This window comes from Ruegeria sp. AI3 (genome assembly GCF_056541245.1).
Genome location: NZ_JBQFYA010000023.1, coordinates 15,273 through 34,725 on the forward strand (window position 1 = coordinate 15,273; position 19,453 = coordinate 34,725).

The window sequence follows — 19,453 nt, forward strand, 5'->3', positions numbered from 1 at the left end:
CACTCTTACAACACACCCGGGAATGGTGGGGAGGTAGAAATCCTTCCATTCCCACGAACCAATTTCCAATTTCCTTGGAGGAAGCGCGGCAATGTCAGGCGCTGACGAGTATTCTGTTCTCTTCGAACCGGTCAAGATCGGGCCAGTAACGGCTCGAAACCGGTTCTACCAGGTGCCCCACTGCAATGGTTTGGGTCATTTGCGACCTCAGGCCGAAGCTGCCATGCGGGCGATGAAAGCCGAGGGCGGTTGGGCAGTGGTGTCTACTCAGGAGGCCGAGATTCATCCGACTTCGGATTTGTCTCCTTATTCTGAAAACCGAATTTGGGACGATCAGGATATTCCCGCACTGCGTCTGATAACCAACTCAATTCATGAGAAGGGCTCGCTCGCGGCAATCCAATTGGCGCATAACGGGCACCATGCCCAAAACCACCTGACCCGCGCGCCTCTGCTGGCCCCATCAGAACTTGTCTTGCAGACTCCATACCCGAAACAGGCAAGGGCAATGGACAAGGCTGACATTCGAGAATTTCGCAAGTGGCATCGCGCGGCGGCTCGTCGTTCGCGCGAAGCCGGGTTCGACATTGTGTATGTCTATGCGGGGCATCACATGACATTGCCTCATCATTTTCTGCTGCCACAGTTCAATGATCGGACGGATGAATATGGAGGTTCGTTGGAGAACCGGGTGCGACTTACCCGCGAGCTTCTGGAAGAAACCAAGGAAGAGGTCGGAGATGATTGCGCCATTGCCCTTCGGTTCGCGGTTGATGAAATGCTCGGGTCAGAGGGGATGCAAGCGCAGGAAGAAGGCCGTGCAGTAGTCGAATTGCTGGCCGAGCTTCCAGACCTTTGGGATGTTAATGTGGCGGATTGGAGCAACGACTCTGCTACGACCCGGTTCGAGCCCCGCGACGGCTTTCAGACCTCATATATCGAGTTCGTGAAACAGGTGACTTCTAAGCCTGTTGTGGGCGTCGGGCGCCTTACGTCGCCGGACTTGATGGCGTCACTGGTCAGGAAGGGCATCCTTGATTTTATCGGCGCGGCGCGACCATCCATCGCCGATCCGTTTCTGCCCAACAAAATTAGGGAAGATCGCATCGAAGAAATACGTGAGTGTATCGGTTGCAATATCTGTGTTTCATCCGACTCTCTCGGCGTCCCAATACGCTGCACTCAAAACCCGACTATGGGTGAAGAGTGGCGGAGGAAATGGCATCCTGAGATCATTGAGCGTCGGGTAAACGAGGAAGCTGCGCTTGTTGTCGGCAGCGGACCAGCCGGACTTGAATGCGCCATGCAATTGGCGCGGCGGGGCTACGAGGTAACTCTGGCGGAAGCAAAGCAAGAGTTCGGCGGCCGTGTGATGCAGGAAGCTGCCCTGACCGGGCTATCCGCTTGGAAGCGTGTGACAGATCACAGAATCTACGACCTGCAACAACGCGGGAACGTTCAACTGTTCACCGACAGCCGTTTGTCAGCAAGTGAGGTCATCGAGTTGGGTATACCGAACGTCTTTGTTGCAACCGGCGCAAAATGGCAGCGAGACGGGCGCGGGAAATCTGCATTTCACGGTGTATCAATCGGTTTAGGTTCTCAGATTTTCACTCCGGATGACATTGTGGCCGGAGTCATGCCGCAGGACGGCCCGATTGTGGTCTACGATGATGATCAAGCCTATCTCGGTGGAGTCTTGGCTGATCATTTGGCTCAGGTTGGGCGAGAGGTTGTCTTTGTAACGCCGGCCTCAATAGTTTCGCCGTTTACCGAATTGACGTTGGAGCAGACTAAAGTGCAACGCAGTCTGTTGGAAAAAGGCGTTCGTCTGAACCTGTCCCAGACCTTGGCCGGTATCGCGCCCGGCCAGGCGACATTGCAGTGCGTCTACACGGGGCGAGAGAACTCCATTGAATGCAGCTCTGTAGTACTGGTGACGCAGCGAATGCGAGAAACCACTCTTTACGACGAGCTTTGCGGTTCGACGGCAAGTCCGCTGAAAACGTTGGAATTAATCGGAGATGCCGCAAACCCCGGCTTGATCGCGGATGCTGTATATTCGGGTCACATGGCTGCCCGGAATTTCGAACGTAACGCGGACGACATCGACCGTGAATTCTTCCGCCGGGAAGTCATTTCCCTTGAGTCTGCATGAGGTGCGCAATGCCAAAAGATGACCTGCAAGTAATGCGCGATTTGATGGACGCGCAACAGGAAGGGTTCGCCCTGCCTCGTCACTTCTATACGTCTCAAGCAGTATACGAGAACGATATCGGCGCGTTCTGGAACCGTAACTGGATCTGGGTCGGCCATGTTAGTCAGGTCGCAGAACCGGGGGACTTTTTCCTGTTCGACTATGGGCCCGAGTCCATCATCATCGTTCGGGATCGCGAAGGTGAGGTGCGCGCGCATCTGAACGTTTGCCGCCACCGGGGATCGCGGGTTTGCATTGAACGGAAAGGCAAGGCACGCAATTTCATCTGCCCCTATCATGCGTGGACTTTTGATCTGAACGGCAAGCTACGAAACGGGCGTTCAATGGGGTCGAATTTCGACCCGGGCCAATACGGATTGCTCCCGGTTCAGGTGAAGATATTCCAAGGTCTGATTTTTGTCTGCGCAGCTGAAGACGCCCCGCCGCTAGATGCTGCGTTGGTGCAGTTGGCCCCACTGTCAAAACCGTTCGAATTTGAAAACCTGAAGGTCGCTCATGAAGCCTCATACCCAGTTCCAGCAAATTGGAAACTGGCTTTGGAGAATTACCTGGAATGCTACCACTGCGCGCCGTCTCATCAGGACTATTCGCGCAGCCATTCGTTGAAAGACCCCGCTCAGGTTCTGGAGTTCAGCGGCGCACTTCATGAGCGGATGAAAGAAGCCGGAGTGCCCGTTGAGGAGCTGGACCTGACCGGAGATAACGCGCTCGCCCCGGGTGCAGATGTCTATTGGCGCCGCTACCCGCTGTTTCCCGGCTATTTGACCGGTAGTAAGGATGGCGCTTCGCTGGCGCCGCCTTTGGGTGAACTGAAAGGTCACGATGGCGGTGCCACCGATCTGGGGATCGGGACGCTGAACTACTTCCTTGTTTATGCAGATCACATGGTTGGCTACCGGTTCGTCCCACGCGCGCTGCAGGAAACGGATATTCAAATCGTCTGGTATGTGCGCGGCGATGCTGAAGAAGGTCGGGACTATAACAAGGATGCCATTACATGGCTCTGGCATGTCACGTCGCTCGATGATGAGCGGATCATCCGTCACAACCAAGAGGGCGTGAACTCCCACCGCTTCGTGCCGGGACCGCTGTCCGAGATGGAATGGAGCATTCCGGGTTTCTATCGCAATTACTTCAGCATGATCTGACACGCTCAGAATTCGGAGAAATACTATGACAGAATTAACGAAGCGCAGATCAAGACGGCGCGGGGGTGGGCGCGAAGCACGTGCAGCCGTGCGAACCAGCAACGTCGCTTCGCAAGCGATCTGGCCGGGCATTTCGGGTGGGCGCTACAAGCCCCTTTCAGATGCTGACATGTCAAATATTCACGAGGCCGCCCTTAGCATTCTGGAGCGTACGGGCGTCGGTGATCCAACGCAGGAAGTTCTCGATCTCGTGCTGTCCAAAGGGGCGACGTTGAACGAGCATGGTAGGCTGTGCTTTCCTCGCGCGTTGATGGAAGATCTTTTGGCTAAGGCGGCCCGTGAGTTCTATGTCCATGCACGCGGATCGCGGGCCGGCAAGGATGACATGCACTGCACCAAAGACAAGGTGTACTATGCGAACTCCGGCACCGCTGTGACAACGTTTGATGCGGAAACTCGCAGTTACCGGCCGTCGACGCTCAAAGACATTTACGACTTTACCCGATTGGTTGACCGGCTCGATAATATCCACATGACCGGTGATACGGTTTTGGCAACGGATGTGCCACAAGACTACGAGCACGACATGAGCATGCTCTACGCCATTCTGGCGGGTAGCGAAAAACCATCTTGCCTGACGTTCCGTACTCGAGAGCATATTCAGGACGCGATTCATCTGTTCGATCTGGCATCAGGCGGGGAGGGTAAATTCCTCGAGAAACCCTCAGTCATTTTTGGCGGTTGTCCCATAGTATCCCCGCTCCGGTTTGGGCGGGAAAACTTGGAGATCCTGATTGATACAGCGAAGATGGGGCTTGTCTGCGATTTAGCTGTTCCGCCACAGGCTGGGGCGACGTCGCCTGCGCCTCTGGCCGGGACTTTGGCGCAAGCCGTAGCCGAGACCCTATCTTGCGTCGCAATTGCCAACCTGATTAACCCGGGCACCCCCGTCGTCTTTGCAGCTTGGCCGTTTATTACTGACCTGCGAACTGGTTCATTTACGGGTGGCAGTGGTGAGCAAGCATTGATATCCGCGGCGGCTATCCAAATGGGCAATTTCTACAACCTGCCGACCAGCGTTGGTTGCGGCATGACGGATTCCAAGATTCCTGACGCACAATATGGTCTGGAAAAGGCGTTGACTTTCGCATTAGCGGCTCATGCTGGGGCCAACAGGCTCTGCGAATTTGGCGGTATGCTCGGCAGCCTGATGGGTTGCAGCTTTGAGTCCATGGTCATCGACGACGAGGCCGCGGGTATGATCTCACGAACCCTGCGTGGTATCGAGGTGAGCGACGACACTCTGTCGGTTGACGTCATCCACGAATGTGCAATTGATCCCGGTCATTTCCTCGGCAACACGCAGACCTTGCAATACATGGAGACTGAGTATGTCTATCCAACCCTGATGGATCGGGAGCTAACCGATACTTGGCAAAAAGCCGGTCGTCAGGATATGTTTGAACGGAGCCGGTCAGTCGTGAACGACATTCTATCCAATCACTATCCAAACTATTTTGGCAGCAAGGCGGATGCGGAGGTTCGGTCCAAGTTCCCGATCAAATTGCCACCAGAGGTGATGCGGGCAGGTTAAACGCAGCGCACTTAAGCGAAGGCATAGCAACCATGAAAATCGCGATGGCGCGCCGAGGCAGTTCCTAAGGTTTAAACGTACCCTGCTGCTTTAGGTCTTCGGTTGCCAGCTGGATACCTTTTTCAAGGACGTCGAACATCTGGTTCAACTCGCCTTCGGTAATGATCAGAGGTGGGGAAAACACGCACATGTTGATGATCGGCCGCAGAATCAGCCCGTTCTCCTGACAATGATGATCAATCAAAGCGCCGACAGATTTATCTAGGTCCAGTGCATTATCTGCTTTTGCGTCTGCAACACATTCGACGCAGCCAACGAGCCCCATGCCGCGCGCATCACCGACGAGCGGCAAATCTGCCAGAGCCTGGAGGCGCTCTTCGAAGAGCGGCGTGATTGCGCGGACATGTTCCAGAACGCCGTCGCGCTCCATGATTTCAATCGTCTTCAGGCCTGCCGCCGCGCTTACTGGATGGCCTGAGTAAGTGAAGCCGTTTGAAAACGTAGCGTTCTGCGCATTGTCTCCGCTTACATCTGCAATCAGCCGGTCAGAGATGATACAAGCCCCCATGGGTACGTACCCAGACGTCATGCCTTTGGCGCAGGTTATGATGTCGGGCTTAATCCCAAAGACGTCTTCTGAAGCAAACCAATGTCCAAGCCGCCCAAATCCGGTTACGACCTCGTCTGAAATATACAGGACATCGTATTTCCGGCAGATTTCAAGACAGCGCTGATGATACCCCTGCGGAGGCACAATGACGCCACCAGAGCACAGTATCGGTTCAGCGATGAAGGCAGCGACCTTGTCTGTTCCGGTTTGCAGTATCATGTTCTCCAGATCTGCAATTTTTTCGTCCAGAAAGTCATCGACCGTCTGATCGGGGCGACGTATATACGGATTCACGTTCGGCAAAAACCGCGTCAGGTCCGAGGCTTGGTCCAACCACCCTTTGTCGCGCTCTTTTCCGGATACCGAGGCCGCCAAATAGGTCGATCCGTGATATGCTTTCTGGCGCGAGATCACGATTTTCTTTTGAGGTTTTCCCAACAGGTTATTGCGAAATTGTACAAACCGCAGAGCGCTATCCACGGCCGTTGAACCACCGGTCGTGAAGAACACATGGTTCAAATCGCCCGGCGTTCTCTTGGCGATTTCATGTGCCAAACGGGCCGGAGTTGAGTTGGCGTTGTTGAAGGGCGAAAAATACGCCATCTGTTTCGCCTGCTGAGCCATCGCATCGGCAATCTCGTTGTTTCCATAGCCCAATTGAATGCACCACATGCCAGCAGGGCCGTCTATCAGGCGCTTTCCGTCCTCTGTGACGACATGAACGCCAAGGCCGCTTTCGGCAAAGGTTCGTTCATTTTGGCCAAGGTGTGACATCCCTTCCCAAGGGTGCAGGAAATGTTCGTTGTCCCATTCTCGTATGGACCGAAAGTCGGAGTTGAAAAGGGTCATGCAGCACCTTAATGTAATATAAATCACAAATTGAACAAGCATTCATTCAATGTCAATCCTTGAACTGTCTTAACGCTAAATGCGAGAAGACAAAGGCGACTACCCCAGTGAAGGAGAAATAAGATTAATCTCGAGCGTGATACACCAACCAATGCCCGAGACCTGGGTAAATTGCAGAACCGAAAGCTGCTGATCCAATCGGCTGCGGACGCCATTTATAGATACGGAATACGCGGAACAACTTCGGCAAGAATCCAAGAATTGTCGGGATTATCGCAAGGGATGGTCAACCTACACTTTGGTTCCAAGGAAAAGCTGCTGCTTGCAGTGGCTGAGGAATTGTCAGTCCGATACGCGGAGCAGTGGACGGCCATTGCAGTCAATCCAGAGTTAGACCCGGCAGACAAGCTAGTCTCTATTATAAAGGCAGATTTCGACCCACTGGTCCTAAATGCGCGGGACGTCGCGATCTGGTTTTCCTTTCGGGCTGAAGCGCTCTCGAACCCGAACATATTTCCTTTCATCGACTCGCGCGACAAAGGTTTCCGCGCGGTGATCCTGGAGTTGTTGGAACAAATAAAGGGTGAAGGCGAATACGAGGATGTAAGCGCCAAACTTGCAACAGACGCGTTGGTTGCTTTGTTGGAAGGGCTTTGGACCGACTACCATTTGCACTCAGATATCTTCAACCCCTCCGAGGCTTTGAAGATCTGCCTTTTTGTGCTGCAATCGATGTTTCCTAAACACTTTGGCACTCGGTCGATCCGCGGGAGTAGGTGACTGGGAACTAGCCACGGGCAATCACGAACCCGTCCGAGTCTTGTGGTTCAATCGGCGCAAGTCGTTGATCATTGCTTTGGCCAGAGAGACGCACATCAGTAGCAAAACGACGCTGAACGGCAATGCCCCGATGATCATCGAATTGGTCAATGCTTCCAATCCGCCGCCGCCAGCGATCAGCAGAGTTCCAATTACAAGAGTCAGAAGAACACCCCAAAGGATACGATGAAGAAGGCCGGTGTTTTCAGACCCGCCGGACATGATCGTGTTCATCACAAGGATGCCAGAGTCGGCGGACGTGACAAGGAATGTCATGGTTAAGAGCACACACATGACACTCACTACCGCGAGCAAGTTGCCCGATATCATTTCCCCCAATGTGACGAACAGGGTTGCCGTCGTTGAAGCTGCGAGGATTGATCCACTTGCATTCCCATTTAGTTCCAGGTCGATGGCCGCTCCACCCAGAATGGCCATCCACGCGAAACAAACGAGGGACGGGGCAATGACCGCGCCAAATATGAACTCGCGTACGGTTCGCCCTCTGGAGATACGCGCTAGGAAAAGGCCGACAAAGGGCGAAAACGCGATCCACCATGCCCAATAAAATGTAGTCCATCCGGCCTGCCATCCGAACAACCTGCCTCGTGTGCCCGCGTCATAAGCTGCAGTCTTGGTCGCGTCAGAAAGATCGGCTGTATCGTTGCTCAAACCCTCAAGATAGGTTGCTTTTGTTCCCCAGGGATCAGTTGCACCCGCGAAGAGTTCGCCGACAAAGGGCGCAGCCTCAGCTGGCAATGCGGAGCCAAACTCGCCTTCGGAAATCGGTCGAAAAGCTTGGAAACTCAGCGGGACAAAGTTTTTGATATAGTCAACCAGTGCTGTGGCGTAGGTCGTCGCCGCAAAAGCGAATGAACCATAAACAATGAATACCGCCAGCAATACCAGTGAAAAGAGAAGATTAATATTTGACAAGTATTTGACACCACGCCCCACGCCAGAGACGGCTGAGAGTGTCGACATAATCATAACAACGATCAACGCCGTAATTAGGCCGGCGGTCGACGGGATCACTTTGGTTACTTCTTTTTCAACAAGCCAATTCGCACCGGTAATTAGAAACGCACCGTCCACCAATTGAGAAACGCCATAACCGATCGTTACCGCCACGCCGAGTATTGTCGCAACGACGCCGAGTACATCGACCACATGGCCTGCAACACCGTTTGAGTATTCTCCAAGCAATGGGGTCAGTGCGGTGCGGATTGTTAGCGGCATGCCTCTTGTAAACGCATAATAGGCAAGGCTAAGGCCGGTGACGACGTATATTGCCCAGGCGTGAAATCCGGTGTGCAAAAAGGTATAGCGGTAGGCTCCATCAATAGCGTCCTCGCTTTTGGGTGCGACTTCCCCGGAAATAGTCAATGGATTTGTTTCCCAAAGGCCGAGTGGTTCGGCGGTTGCATAGACCATTAGGCCCACGCCTAGACCCGCCCCAAACATCATCGAAAACCAAGAGAAGTTTGAAAATTCCGGTTTCTCATCTTCTAAACCCAGCCTCATTCGGCCGGTTGAAGGTATGAGCGCGATAAGGAAAAGGAAAAATACAAATAATCCAACGGAAAGGTTGTAGAATGTGTTGAACTCGGCCAGCACTCCTGACTTCCAGGATCGCAGTGTATCGTTCGCAGATAGTGGCCAAACCAGCGCCCAGAGAACGAGCAGAGAAACCGAAAGTTTGCTTACCAGCGCAATCGGCAGGCTATATCCTTTGTAAAAGCCAGTTCCCTGAGTTCTTATTTTGAGTTCTGTGAAAGGTTCTTCAAGCGCCATGTTTTCCCGGTCTTACATAAATTGACTGCTTTGCACGCCGCGGTGTCAGTCGCTGGGTTTCAGACTATTTTAGTTTCAGCCAGATTAGGAGTGTAGCAGCGGGATTGGTCTTGTCAGAAGAACTTTGCTTGAGCGGGGCAGGGCGGTTGCGTAGCTTTTACCCATGACCAGACCTGTCTCTTTCAAATACTTCAAAACCAGCCCAGAGATCATCCGCCTTGCGGTGATGCTATACAACCGTTTCCCGCTCTCGCTTCGAAATGTGGAAGACTTATTGCACGAACGGGGAATTGAGGTGAGCCACGAAACCGTCCGATATTGGTGGAACCGTTTCGGCCCGATGTTTGCATCAGAGATCCGAAGAAAACGGGTTCAGCAACTCCGAGCCTTTTCAAAATGGAAGTGGCACGTGGACGAAGTATTCGTGAAAGTGAACGGCAAGCGGCATTATCTTGGCGGGCTGTTGATCACGAAGGTGAGGTGCTGGAAGCCGTTGTCACGAAGCGTCGAAACAAAGCTGCAGCACTGAAATTCCTCAAGAAATTGATGAAGCGGCATGGTTGTGCCGAAGAGATCGTCACAGATCGCTTCGCTTCCTACAAGGCTGCGCTCAGAGAAATGGGCGCGCTTGAAAAACAACAGACGGGCAGGTGGCTCAACAACCGAGTCGAGAATTCGCACCTCCCGTTTCGACGACGCGAACGCGCGATGCAGCGTTTCAGGCGCATGCGAAGTCTACAGAAATTCGCCTCCGTCCATTCCTCCGTCTACAATCACTTCAACCAGGAAAGATCGCTGACCAGCCGGGACACCTTCAAGCTGACCCGCGCCGCCGCTCTCGCCGAGTGGCGTCAACTTTGTTCCGGATAGGTGCGCGGTTTTCGCAGCAAACTGACACTGGTTCGAATTCGTCTGACAGCACCCCACCAATGCTCGGATAAGCTCAGGTCGCTTAGCTGCCACACGCAGAGCAACTGCAGAACCCATGGAAATACCACCGATTACCACAGGACGGGAAGCCTTTGCCTCTATGAGCGCAATTGTGTCGTCTGTGAATTGTCTGATCGAGAAGTCATCAACAGGCCCGGTTTCTGAGTCGCCATGTCCGCGAAATTCCATCGCGGCAACACTTGTAATTGTGTCCTTCGGAAAAGCCTCAATTGGAAATTGAGCGGTGTCGCACAAACCGCGTTGAAACACCATGGTATCGTCTGTGAATTCGCCGTGTACCGAGAACTTTATCCCGTCGGAACTAAATGCGGATTTATTGGCCAACTTATTTTCCAAACATGACAAAGGTAGTGGATAAAATCGCAAACAGAGCAGGCCCTGTTTGCGAATACCAGAGGCAAATTTTCTGACTGTGTATGAAGTCTTAGTCAATTGCCAAAGTGTTGCCTCTCGTCAGCATCTAGGCAATCAAGTCTAGGCTACTGTGGTCAACGCTGATCGAGATCTGTGTCTCTAGATCATCCGCCTCCACGATGTCTCCAGCGATCAGGATTTCCTGTTCCTCGACTTCGCTTCGACGACCGTATGACAACGTTAGCAGCGTTGTGATTTCGTCGTCCTCCACTTCGTAGCTGATTAAAACACGCGAGGCACTGCCATCAATCTGGATCATATCGTCATCTGCTTTGCTAAAGTCAGCGATGAATGCTCCGCCTTCTTCAAAGACAAACCGGTCGGTTCCGCTACCGCCAACCACGGTATCGCCGTTTGCTGCGGTGATTACGTCATCGCCTTCAAAGCCAATCAAGAGATCGCGGTCATCGGTCCCAGTGAGAACATCGTTTTCATTGGTTCCGCCGATACGTCCAGCAGCAAAGAATACATCCTCTTGCTGATGCTCGATACCAGTGTTTGCCGCAATCACATCCGCCAGAGTCGTATCCCAGAGGGCCTTTACGTCACTTTTGTTCAGATACCCGGCTTCACTCCAATAGGCATCGCCATCCCGCAGACGCAGGAACTGATCGACTATCACTGCCGAGAAGGTTTCACCCAGAATACCGCCGTCTGCGGGGTCTTCGGCCAGCCCGCCGATCCAGGCGTCTAGGTCGTCAACACTGTCGTAAAGGTCCGAAAGCGTTGCCGCTATTTCGGCATCCGATGTCACGCCCGAGAAGTCTTCCGCCCGTTCCAGACCGAACGCTTCACGCAGGTCGTTGTAGCTGGCGACGCCAAGGTCTCGACCGCGCTGAATATTGATCGATGCCAAATCCAGCCCGAAGGACCCATCGGGAGCAAACAGGAAGGAACGTACGTCCTCGACGACCATAGTATCAAGCTCTTGGGCTGTGCTTCCCATCAATCCGCGTAGGATTGGATCAATTCCCCCTGCGTCTTCAATGGCTTGCGGGTTTAAGAAGGCATCCTGCAGCGCAATAGACCCTTCCGCGATGCTGCTGCCATCTTCGTTAAGACGCAACAGATCTGACGACAAAAGAGAATGGCCAAACCGATAGGCCGCAGCTGAGAATTCGACTGCGATACCCGGATTGATCGTCGGATCATATCCGTAATAACTAGAGATAGCTTCTTCACCGACGAGGATTGGTAGGAAGTCGTTGAAGGTAATCGCCTGCAACTCTGCCTCGACCCGCATGCGGGCTGCATCAAAAAGCTCTTCTTCGGACAAACCAGGCTGTCGTTCTGCAAGTGTATCCACCCACCGGTTGTGTTCGCGCGCGAACAGTGTGTGCAGAGACGTCAGCGCGATATTCTCTGCTGCGCGTACGTCCCCCGCAAGAACACCGCCATCCTCGGTTTGAACTAGCAACCCATTGTCGTCCAGTATCAGATAGGCTCCATCACGCAGTGTGGCGGCTGTAGCTTGGTCAGAGCCATAAAGCATACTGCCATCAATAAACGCCGTGATTTCGTTGTGATATGTGCGCTCAAAATCCTCGCCACTGCCTTCAACCGGATCAGCCCGGAAGAAGGAAATTACGCCGCCGGGCTCAAAAACAGTATCACCCACAGGGGCGACGATCGGAGCGAATTCGGTGTCTCCGCCCTCGGTCAGGTCAAGGTCATGATCAATAAACTGACCCCAGGCCCAAACCATATCGCTGATACCAAAACTGCTGGGAATCTCACCTTCCTGGGCAACAACCGCATTGGAGATTGCACGTGGATTTGGTCTGCTGACGTCCATCTCTCCGATACCATCCACAAAACTGTTTGGTGCCAGTCTAAGTAGGTCCTGTCCGGCAGAACCCCAGTCAACTTTCGCCGCGTTGTTGCCGGTTCCATCTACGGCGCGAGCTACTATCTCGCTTACATCTTCGGAACGTGGGTTTTCGTCTCGGCCATGTCGATCTTCACGTTGACGATCACCGCGCTCTTCGAAGTTCTCGTTTGACCGGCGGTCTTGTCGATCGTCTCTTGGTTGTCTTCTTGCGGAGCTCTGCTTCATAGCGCACCTCTCTTGCCACGCGCCGAGGTAATCAGCGCGCATTGTGAATGTTCATGTTCAATTTGAGCGACAGCCGAGTGAAAGCCGCCGCAGATTGGGTGCACCCCGACCCAGCGTTACAAAAATCCGCAATAATAATGAGTTAAGAATTCATCGCGCCTCGATGCGAGCAACAAGCCGCTAGTTCTGAGAAGTATCGGCGGTCGACCGCTTGGATAAGCGCAAACCAAAAAACAATACCCGTTTCTTGGATGAGTAGCGCTTGGTCGCAACACTCGAGAAAAACGCTGAGACCGTTTGTTCCGCAAAGCAGACATTGAAAAGAGTTGCGACGAATGATTGCTCTGCGGACAAAGCAGGCGTTCTACGCGACCAAAATCAACTGGCAAAATGATTGGCTTTATACTGGCCGATCGTCGTAGGCTCTGGACGTTCTGCTACGATACACCACTGTCAGAAATGCAATAGTTCAAATGAGGAAGCTTACGGTGCTAAGATATCTCCTTCTCTTTGCCTTAGTCGTTTTGAACGGTACAGCGACCGCAGATGACCGACCAATCTTTGATGCGCATATTCACTACAGTCACGACGCTGTGGAGCTGGTCCCACCTGAACAAGTGGCTAGGATTTTGCGGGATGCTGGCGTGCGAAAGGCGCTTGTTTCCAGCTCTGATGACAATGGTACTCAACTGCTCTTGGACGCAGCGCCAGATATCGTTGTCCCGGCACTTCGTCCTTACCGTCGTCGCGGAGAGATCAACACCTGGATGCACGACGAAACTGTAGTCGACTATCTGGAAACAAATCTGGCGAAGAACGAATACGAAGCCATCGGCGAGTTTCACGCTTATGGCAATGATATCAAAACGCCGGTCATCCAGCATATGATCGCTTTGGCAAAAGAACGGAATTTAATTCTGCATCACCACGGCGATCGCGAGGCGGTTGACCTGATTTTCGAAACATGGCCCGAAGCCCGCGTTTTGTGGGCCCATTCAGGCTTTGTCGATCCTGAAAGTGTGGTAGACGCCCTGGACACCCACCCTAGACTCTGGGCCGATCTAGCGTTTCGTTCAGGTATGATTTCACAGGGCCGCGTCGACCCTGGTTGGAAGGCCGCGTTTGAAGCACATCCCGATCGTTTTATGGTTGGCACGGATACATTCGCCCCAGAGCGTTGGTACTACGTTGGCCCTCATGCCGACTATTCGCGTGAATGGTTAAGCCTTCTTCCAAATCAGATTGCAGACAATATTGCGTACGTAAACGCGGAACGTATGCTGGCAACAGAATGAACCTCTGGGCTTTTTGGTTTTTGATTTCATCAGGGCCGGTCGCTGCGTGTGAAGCGGCGGGGAAACGCGCAGCTTCAGATGCCGCAAACGCACCTGAGGTCTATGTCTCGTCAGGAGTCATTCCACTGGCTCAACCGTTTTCCATTCTAATCGAAGTCTGCAATGAAACTCCCGTGAGGGAAATACTTGTCGATGCAATCATGCCGGCTCACCAACACGGTTTAAACTACACTCCCAAGGTAACGGCGTTGGACGAAGGAAAATTCCGTATCGATGACCTGTTGTTTCACATGCCAGGTTTGTGGGAACTGCAAGTGGACGTCGACTACGATGGGCAATCGGTTTCCTATACAAGCGAGCTTGAGCTGAGATGAGGCTTTGGGTGTCAGTCGCGTTGGTGGTCTTGGCAAGTGCCGCGAATGCAGAAGTTTTGTTGTCTGAAGACGAAATTGAACAAACGCTTTCCTTCGGACCGTGGCCACCATCTTTGCAGCCGGATCCAAGTAACAGAGTTTCAAACGATGCCAGCGCGATTGCGCTCGGCGAGGCTTTGTTCAACGATCCGTTGTTGTCCGTCGATGGTGCCTTTGCCTGCGCAAGTTGCCATGATCCTGAGCAGGCATTTACTACGAAAGAAGCGCGCGCATTCGGCCGGATTCTGCTAGATCGGAACACGCCATCTCTGAGAAACCTAGCGGGTCTTCGATGGTACGGTTGGGGCGGCAAGAGTGACAACCTCTGGGCCGCCAGCTTACATCCCATCATCGAAGACGAAGAGATGGCGCACAATAGAGAGAGTCTGAAAGCAGCAATTTCTGACAGTCCGTATATTTATGACTTTGAGAAGATTTTTGGTGAGATCCAAAAGCAAGACCCAGAATTGGTTTTGGTTAACACGGCCAAAGCTTTATCAGCCTACCTGGAAACTTTAATTACAGAACCGACACAATTTGACGATTTTAGAGACGCGCTGGAACGCAGCGATTTTGCCGAGGCGGCGAACTATCCTGAAGCTGCACAGCGAGGTCTTCAGTTGTTCTTGGGACGCGGCAATTGTGTGTTTTGCCACAACGGTCCAAGATTCTCCAACAACGAGTTCCACGACGCCGGCGTACCATATTTTCTAAACGGAGCCGAAGTAGACGAAGGGCGGTTTGGCGGATTGAACATATTACTATCAAGCAAATATACCCTAGACGGGGATTGGAGCGACGATCCGGATAAGCAAGGGGCTTGGGCAGTTCGCGGTGTGCGCAGGAGCCATTCTGACTTTGGAACCTTCAGGACACCCAGCCTGCGGGGCGTAGCCGAAACAGCGCCCTACATGCATAACGGCAACTTGGTCGACTTGGATGCGGTAATCCGACACTACAGCGAAATTGACATGGAACGGTTGCACTCTGATGGTGAAGCCATACTCGCGAAATTGAGTTTATCCGAGCAGGAGATTGCAGACTTGGTTGCGTTCTTGGTGACGCTGTCTAGCAAACCTTAGACCTTTACCCGAGAGGAATTTGGGGTTTTCCACTTCTCTGAATAGTTAGACCTAACGATGGGATTCCGCCTTGGGCTCGGAGCGGTCATTCGCTGCACCTAGCGTGAACGACCGCTATCCCGGGCAGAAAGCGACCCGGATTAGGCGCAGTGCAACCAAGATGGCGCAGAACTATTCAGAGGGTTGGTACTTTGCCGATTGCGACGATCTTTTACTCGAGTGGAAACGGGTGGACGCGAAGTACTACAAGGAAGTGTTCTTGTAAGACTTCAGCGTGTAAATGCAAACGTGTTTGTTTCCAATGCGGCAAGGAAAGTTATTGAATGCATCGCGAAACGCTGTTTCGAGAACCGCAGACGAAACGATCCAATAGTTGTTCCATCTCAGAGTGCCTACTGATTAAGAATAAATAATGTTCGCGTAATCCTTACCAAAGCTTCGAGCACCAAGTCCATTGTACTTCATATCACTGGGTTAAAAGGGTGTTTTAGTAACAATGGTTTATGAAATCGGTGTAGATATGGCGCTCTCGGCCATGAAGGTATCTTCGGTAGTAAGTGAAAGAGATGACCAACTCTACGCAATGGGAGTCTGTGAGGCGATGGGACTTACACCTCGTGAGGCTGCCTTAGTAATTTTGGCTAAAGATAGTGAATTTGTTAAGCCCAGAGAAACGGAAATATGCATCAAATAATGGGCACGCGAAGGAAGTTTGAATCCGACAGAACCTGCTGTCGCTAGTGCCCTTTCGAGGCTCGGCTATAGCGAGATTTAGGGTCTTGTCAGAAGAACTTTGCTTGAGCGGGGCAGGGTGCTCTCGTGGCCTTCGCGCATGATTAAACAATCGCCATTCAAGTACTTCAAAACCAGCCCCGAGATCATCCGCCTTGCAGCAATGTTGTACATCCGTTTCCCGCTTGCGCTTCGGAATGTCGAAGAGGTCTTGTCAGAAGAACTTTGATTGAGCGGGGTAGGGTTGTTGCGTAGCTTTTGCCCATGACCAGACCTGCCTCATTCAAATACTTTAAAGGCAGGGCAAAATGTGGTGGTGATCCAAATACCCGCGCCGTCAGGATCTGGGATGACAGACAGCGCGGGCCATAGTCTGGTCATGGGACTGCCCAGACTATCTGGAACTCGTATTTGGGCAAGCAAAGTTAACCAGATTGGTGTGGCCACTGCTTCACGACAGTGTTTTCCCAATTGGTAACCAACTACCTGCATAGTTCGCCCCTACTTTCAAAAGCAGGACAGCGAGATCTAATACTCACGCAAGCATGGTCCGCGCGATAAAAATATTCTTCCCGCGCGTAAAAATACTTGAATTGTTGCATCTTGGATTCAAGTATTCGAATGCGTGGCAAATTTGTATTACCTCTGTTGCTCACGCATTCGCCAGATTTGTCTGGTTCGCCTCTTGGTGACGTGGAGTGAGTGGCGTCGCCAAGAGGCCATCATTTGTTTGAAAGGCAGTCTTTAGAAGAGCTCGAGTTTACAATTGCATAGCAAACTATGGGCCCTGCCAAGCAAATGATAGTATCGTCTACAAAGTGGACATCCAGCGTGGTCGAGGGAATAGCTGCTCCTACCCCAAACAAGAACTGTCTGTCTCAAGCTTTCGCGGAAACAGCAGTCTTTGCAAATCCATTGCTTCGTGTAGCGCTATCGCACCCGTGTCACGCACGCACAATTGCACACAGTTCTTCAGGTGGTAATCAAAAGCGGTATGTCGCACCGATAACCGGCCCCGACTGACTGAATGTAAAGTCGTTGCCGTTGATCTCGTGATCGAACGTGATGTAGCGATATCCGCCTCTAATCATCCATCTTTCGTTTATTGAGTAATCCGCGGTCAACAACACTTGCCAGGTCTCACTGTCGCTGCTGAATCCGCCATAGTCTAAAAACGCCGTGCCGGTCCACCTGTCTGAGAACTTAAACCGAGCACGGGCTCCGACAACGGGGTCAGTCCAGTCTGCGTCCACAGTGGTTGTACGCCCTGGCAACGCTCCGGGTGACAGCGTGAACTGAGTTTCTGTACTAAACCACCTGAAACCTCCTGCAACGTCGACCTGTACAGTTGAATCTTCATAGACCCGGTAACCAACATAGCCGCTCAGAAACTGCGTCTTTAGCGACGTGTCCAGCCCGGAAAATGCGGTGCCAGGTGTGTCATCTCCGAAAGAAAGGTCGGTGTAGTTGTAGTCAGCCAATAAGCTCCACCGTCCATTGCTGGCAGCAATTGTACCCATAAACGCAAGGTCCAAGTTGCTTAGCGCGTCCGAAAAACTGAGCGTGGCATCGATGTTGCCTCGTGGAGTGTCCAGCGACGTTTCGGTCTCTGGCATGAAGAGGTAAATAGTGGCTTCGAAACTCCAGTCGCTGGAATGTGCTGCCATAGGTGCCGCCAAAAACGCTAAGCTTAAGAACGCGGTTCTCCATGTGGGAAGCCGTTGCATTGTACCCTCCAAACAAACACCGACTGCAAGAACATTCGACAGCGAAGGCCTGAACTTGCATTCCAGCATTCTGATGTGAATTAGAGTTATAGCATTGATCTGAATCAATATGATCCGCGTTCTACGCAGTGCAGAAAGAGCATATCATTTAGAGTTAGCATCAGCTTAGGTGTACTGAACTTGGATAGAATAGCTGCTCAAACGATCCGTCAGTTCTTGATTTGAGGGAAAACCCGTTCGGTACGCGGAGCCGCCATTGGTCCAGTTAGCAAGCCCCGCATAAAACGTCGGATGACCGGTGTGCGCCCAAATTGACCCTGAGTTCCGACGTTTTCTGCTGATGAAACGTCCCAAAAAATCCACCCCAAGATTTGATTACGCTCTATTTTCTCAGTGGTTTGGAGGAAAATCGAATGACGACTCGCGGTTATTGTCTGTGTAAAAAAACAAGCTGGGTTTACCACGGTGATCAAACATGGGCATGCTATTGCCACTGCGACGACTGCCGTAGAAATTGCGCCGCGCCGGTGGTTGCTTGGTTCGGTGTGCCGATAGAAAACTTTGAATGGACTGGTGATAAACCACGCACCTATGAAAGCTCTAAAGGCGTTTGTAGGCACTTCTGTGGAACTTGCGGGTCACCAATTGGGTTCGAAGCCGATCACTATCCAGGTGGTATGCACCTCTATGCTGCGTCGCTCGAAAGCCCGGAAAATTTCAAACCGTCTTTTCACGTTAACAACCAAAGCAAGTTGCCTTGGTTGCAAATGAATGATGATCTCGACGCGTTTGAAGGCACATTGTTAAACACCCCTAACGACCCGGACGGATATCAGTAGGTTTTGTCAGAAGAACTTTGCTTGAGGCGGGCAGGGGTGTTGCGTAGCTTTTGCCCATGAACAGACCTGCCTCTTTCAAATACTTTAAAACCAGCCCCGAGATCATCCGCCTTGCGGTGATGCTGTACATCCGTTTCCCTCTCTCGCTTCGAAATGTGGAAGATCTGCTGCACGAGCGAGGCATCGATGTGAGTCACGAAACCGTTCGATATTGGTGGAACAGGTTTGGCCCGATGTTTGCTTCTGAAATCAGGCGGAAGCGGGTTCAGCAATTGAGAGCATACTCCAAATGGAAGTGGCATGTGGACGAGGTTTTCGTGAAGGTGAATGGCAAACGGCATTATCTTTGGCGGGCTGTTGATCACGAAGGCGAGGTGCTGGAAGCCGTTGTCACCAAACGCCGAAACAAAGCTGCAGCACTGAAATTTCTCAGGAAATTGATGAAGCGACACGGCAAAGCGGAAACCGTCGTCACGGATCGCTTCGCATCGTATCGGGCCGCTTTCAGAGAGCTTGGTACTGCCAAAAAACAGCAGACGGGCAGGTGGCTCAACAACCGAGTTGAGAATTCACACCTTCCTTTCCGACGACGCGAACGCGCGATGCAACGGTTTAGGCGCATGCGAAGTTTGCAGAAATTCGCCGCCGTCCATTCCTCCGTCTACAACCACTTCAACCAGGAAAGATCGCTCGCCAGCAGAGATACCTTCAAGTTGACACGCACCGCCGCTCTCGCCGAGTGGCGTCAACTTTGTTCCGGATAGGTTCACGCTATCCGCGGGAAACTGAGACTGGTTCGAATTCGTCTGACAGCACCTTCTGAAGATTGTCGTCGGATCATGTCTGCGCGCTGGTACCGGGAAATGTTCCCTGAAACGGTCTTGGCTAGAAAGGGCAACACCTCAGAAGAAA

14 protein-coding genes and 3 pseudogenes are annotated in these 19,453 nt (G+C 52.3%); 12 read left to right on the plus strand and 5 right to left on the minus strand.

The features are described from left to right. Positions 1–91 precede the first annotated feature (91 nt). From ACRZ95_RS22380 to ACRZ95_RS22390, 3 genes are read left to right on the plus strand one after another with little or no spacing between them, the layout of a single operon-like run. Entirely contained in the window at positions 92–2,158 is a 2,067-nt protein-coding gene (locus ACRZ95_RS22380; protein ID WP_170681730.1) for an oxidoreductase, read from the plus strand. Positions 2,159–2,166: 8 nt separating this feature from the next. Then, the gene (locus ACRZ95_RS22385) at positions 2,167–3,366 is read left to right on the plus strand and encodes an aromatic ring-hydroxylating oxygenase subunit alpha (RefSeq protein WP_170642949.1); all 1,200 of its coding nucleotides are present in this window, start codon (positions 2,167–2,169) and stop codon (positions 3,364–3,366) included. Positions 3,367–3,391: 25 nt separating this feature from the next. Then, the gene (locus ACRZ95_RS22390) at positions 3,392–4,960 is read left to right on the plus strand and encodes a trimethylamine methyltransferase family protein (RefSeq protein WP_170642948.1); all 1,569 of its coding nucleotides are present in this window, start codon (positions 3,392–3,394) and stop codon (positions 4,958–4,960) included. A 64-nt stretch (positions 4,961–5,024) separates the two neighbouring features. Here the strand turns inward: ACRZ95_RS22390 and ACRZ95_RS22395 are convergent, their stop codons facing one another. Further along, entirely contained in the window at positions 5,025–6,419 is a 1,395-nt protein-coding gene (locus tag ACRZ95_RS22395) for an aminotransferase (protein ID WP_170681732.1), read from the minus strand. Positions 6,420–6,590: 171 nt separating this feature from the next. On the opposite strand from ACRZ95_RS22395, the gene ACRZ95_RS22400 reads away from it, so the two are divergent. Further along, positions 6,591–7,199, plus strand: a complete 609-nt coding sequence (locus ACRZ95_RS22400) for a TetR/AcrR family transcriptional regulator (RefSeq protein ID WP_170565504.1) — start codon at positions 6,591–6,593, stop codon at positions 7,197–7,199. Between the two features lie 21 nt (positions 7,200–7,220). Here the strand turns inward: ACRZ95_RS22400 and ACRZ95_RS22405 are convergent, their stop codons facing one another. Next, positions 7,221–9,032, minus strand: coding sequence for a BCCT family transporter (locus tag ACRZ95_RS22405; protein WP_170642945.1), 1,812 nt, complete (start codon positions 9,030–9,032; stop codon positions 7,221–7,223). A 163-nt stretch (positions 9,033–9,195) separates the two neighbouring features. Between ACRZ95_RS22405 and ACRZ95_RS22410 the strand changes: the two are divergent. Further along, positions 9,196–9,902 (plus strand): annotated as a pseudogene (locus ACRZ95_RS22410) (IS6 family transposase). 102 nt (positions 9,903–10,004) lie between these two features. Here ACRZ95_RS22410 and ACRZ95_RS22415 read toward each other — a convergent pair. Then, positions 10,005–10,235, minus strand: a pseudogene (locus tag ACRZ95_RS22415) (alpha/beta fold hydrolase); the annotation flags it as partial. Positions 10,236–10,443: 208 nt separating this feature from the next. Next, on the minus strand, positions 10,444–12,495 hold the full coding sequence (locus ACRZ95_RS22420) for a peroxidase family protein (RefSeq protein WP_480555607.1): 2,052 nt from the start codon (positions 12,493–12,495) through the stop codon (positions 10,444–10,446). Between the two features lie 602 nt (positions 12,496–13,097). Here ACRZ95_RS22420 and ACRZ95_RS22425 point away from each other — a divergent pair. From ACRZ95_RS22425 to ACRZ95_RS22445, 5 genes and pseudogenes are all read left to right on the plus strand, one after another. Next, complete coding sequence (locus tag ACRZ95_RS22425; RefSeq protein ID WP_480526500.1) at positions 13,098–13,748, plus strand: amidohydrolase family protein; 651 nt, start codon at positions 13,098–13,100, stop codon at positions 13,746–13,748. Then, entirely contained in the window at positions 13,745–14,122 is a 378-nt protein-coding gene (locus tag ACRZ95_RS22430) for a hypothetical protein (RefSeq protein ID WP_170681734.1), read from the plus strand. Before ACRZ95_RS22425 ends, ACRZ95_RS22430 begins: the two co-directional genes overlap by 4 nt. A gap of 8 nt (positions 14,123–14,130) precedes the next feature. Continuing rightward, complete coding sequence (locus tag ACRZ95_RS22435; protein WP_170642942.1) at positions 14,131–15,243, plus strand: cytochrome c peroxidase; 1,113 nt, start codon at positions 14,131–14,133, stop codon at positions 15,241–15,243. 496 nt (positions 15,244–15,739) lie between these two features. After that, positions 15,740–15,937: a hypothetical protein gene (locus ACRZ95_RS22440; protein ID WP_480555609.1), complete on the plus strand. Its 198-nt coding sequence runs from the start codon at positions 15,740–15,742 to the stop codon at positions 15,935–15,937. A gap of 138 nt (positions 15,938–16,075) precedes the next feature. Further along, positions 16,076–16,195 (plus strand): annotated as a pseudogene (locus ACRZ95_RS22445) (IS6 family transposase); the annotation flags it as partial. 763 nt (positions 16,196–16,958) lie between these two features. Here the strand turns inward: ACRZ95_RS22445 and ACRZ95_RS22450 are convergent. Continuing rightward, positions 16,959–17,642 carry an outer membrane beta-barrel protein gene (locus ACRZ95_RS22450; protein WP_480555611.1) on the minus strand — a complete coding sequence of 228 codons (684 nt, stop codon included), beginning with the start codon at positions 17,640–17,642 and terminating at the stop codon, positions 16,959–16,961. 473 nt (positions 17,643–18,115) lie between these two features. On the opposite strand from ACRZ95_RS22450, the gene ACRZ95_RS22455 reads away from it, so the two are divergent. Continuing rightward, positions 18,116–18,541, plus strand: coding sequence for a GFA family protein (locus ACRZ95_RS22455; protein WP_170474643.1), 426 nt, complete (start codon positions 18,116–18,118; stop codon positions 18,539–18,541). A gap of 56 nt (positions 18,542–18,597) precedes the next feature. After that, entirely contained in the window at positions 18,598–19,305 is a 708-nt protein-coding gene (locus tag ACRZ95_RS22460; RefSeq protein WP_170681771.1) for an IS6 family transposase, read from the plus strand. The last annotated feature ends 148 nt before the right edge of the window (positions 19,306–19,453 follow it).

Coding starts and splice junctions, on each gene's coding strand:
- ACRZ95_RS22380 (WP_170681730.1), top strand. CDS start 92: ATGTCAGGCGCTGACGAGTATTCTGTTCTCTTCGAACCGGTCAAGATC.
- ACRZ95_RS22385 (WP_170642949.1), top strand. CDS start 2,167: ATGCCAAAAGATGACCTGCAAGTAATGCGCGATTTGATGGACGCGCAA.
- ACRZ95_RS22390 (WP_170642948.1), top strand. CDS start 3,392: ATGACAGAATTAACGAAGCGCAGATCAAGACGGCGCGGGGGTGGGCGC.
- ACRZ95_RS22395 (WP_170681732.1), bottom strand. CDS start 6,419: ATGACCCTTTTCAACTCCGACTTTCGGTCCATACGAGAATGGGACAAC.
- ACRZ95_RS22405 (WP_170642945.1), bottom strand. CDS start 9,032: ATGGCGCTTGAAGAACCTTTCACAGAACTCAAAATAAGAACTCAGGGA.
- ACRZ95_RS22420 (WP_480555607.1), bottom strand. CDS start 12,495: ATGCGCGCTGATTACCTCGGCGCGTGGCAAGAGAGGTGCGCTATGAAG.
- ACRZ95_RS22430 (WP_170681734.1), top strand. CDS start 13,745: ATGAACCTCTGGGCTTTTTGGTTTTTGATTTCATCAGGGCCGGTCGCT.
- ACRZ95_RS22440 (WP_480555609.1), top strand. CDS start 15,740: ATGGTTTATGAAATCGGTGTAGATATGGCGCTCTCGGCCATGAAGGTA.
- ACRZ95_RS22450 (WP_480555611.1), bottom strand. CDS start 17,642: ATGGCAGCACATTCCAGCGACTGGAGTTTCGAAGCCACTATTTACCTC.
- ACRZ95_RS22455 (WP_170474643.1), top strand. CDS start 18,116: ATGACGACTCGCGGTTATTGTCTGTGTAAAAAAACAAGCTGGGTTTAC.
- ACRZ95_RS22460 (WP_170681771.1), top strand. CDS start 18,598: ATGAACAGACCTGCCTCTTTCAAATACTTTAAAACCAGCCCCGAGATC.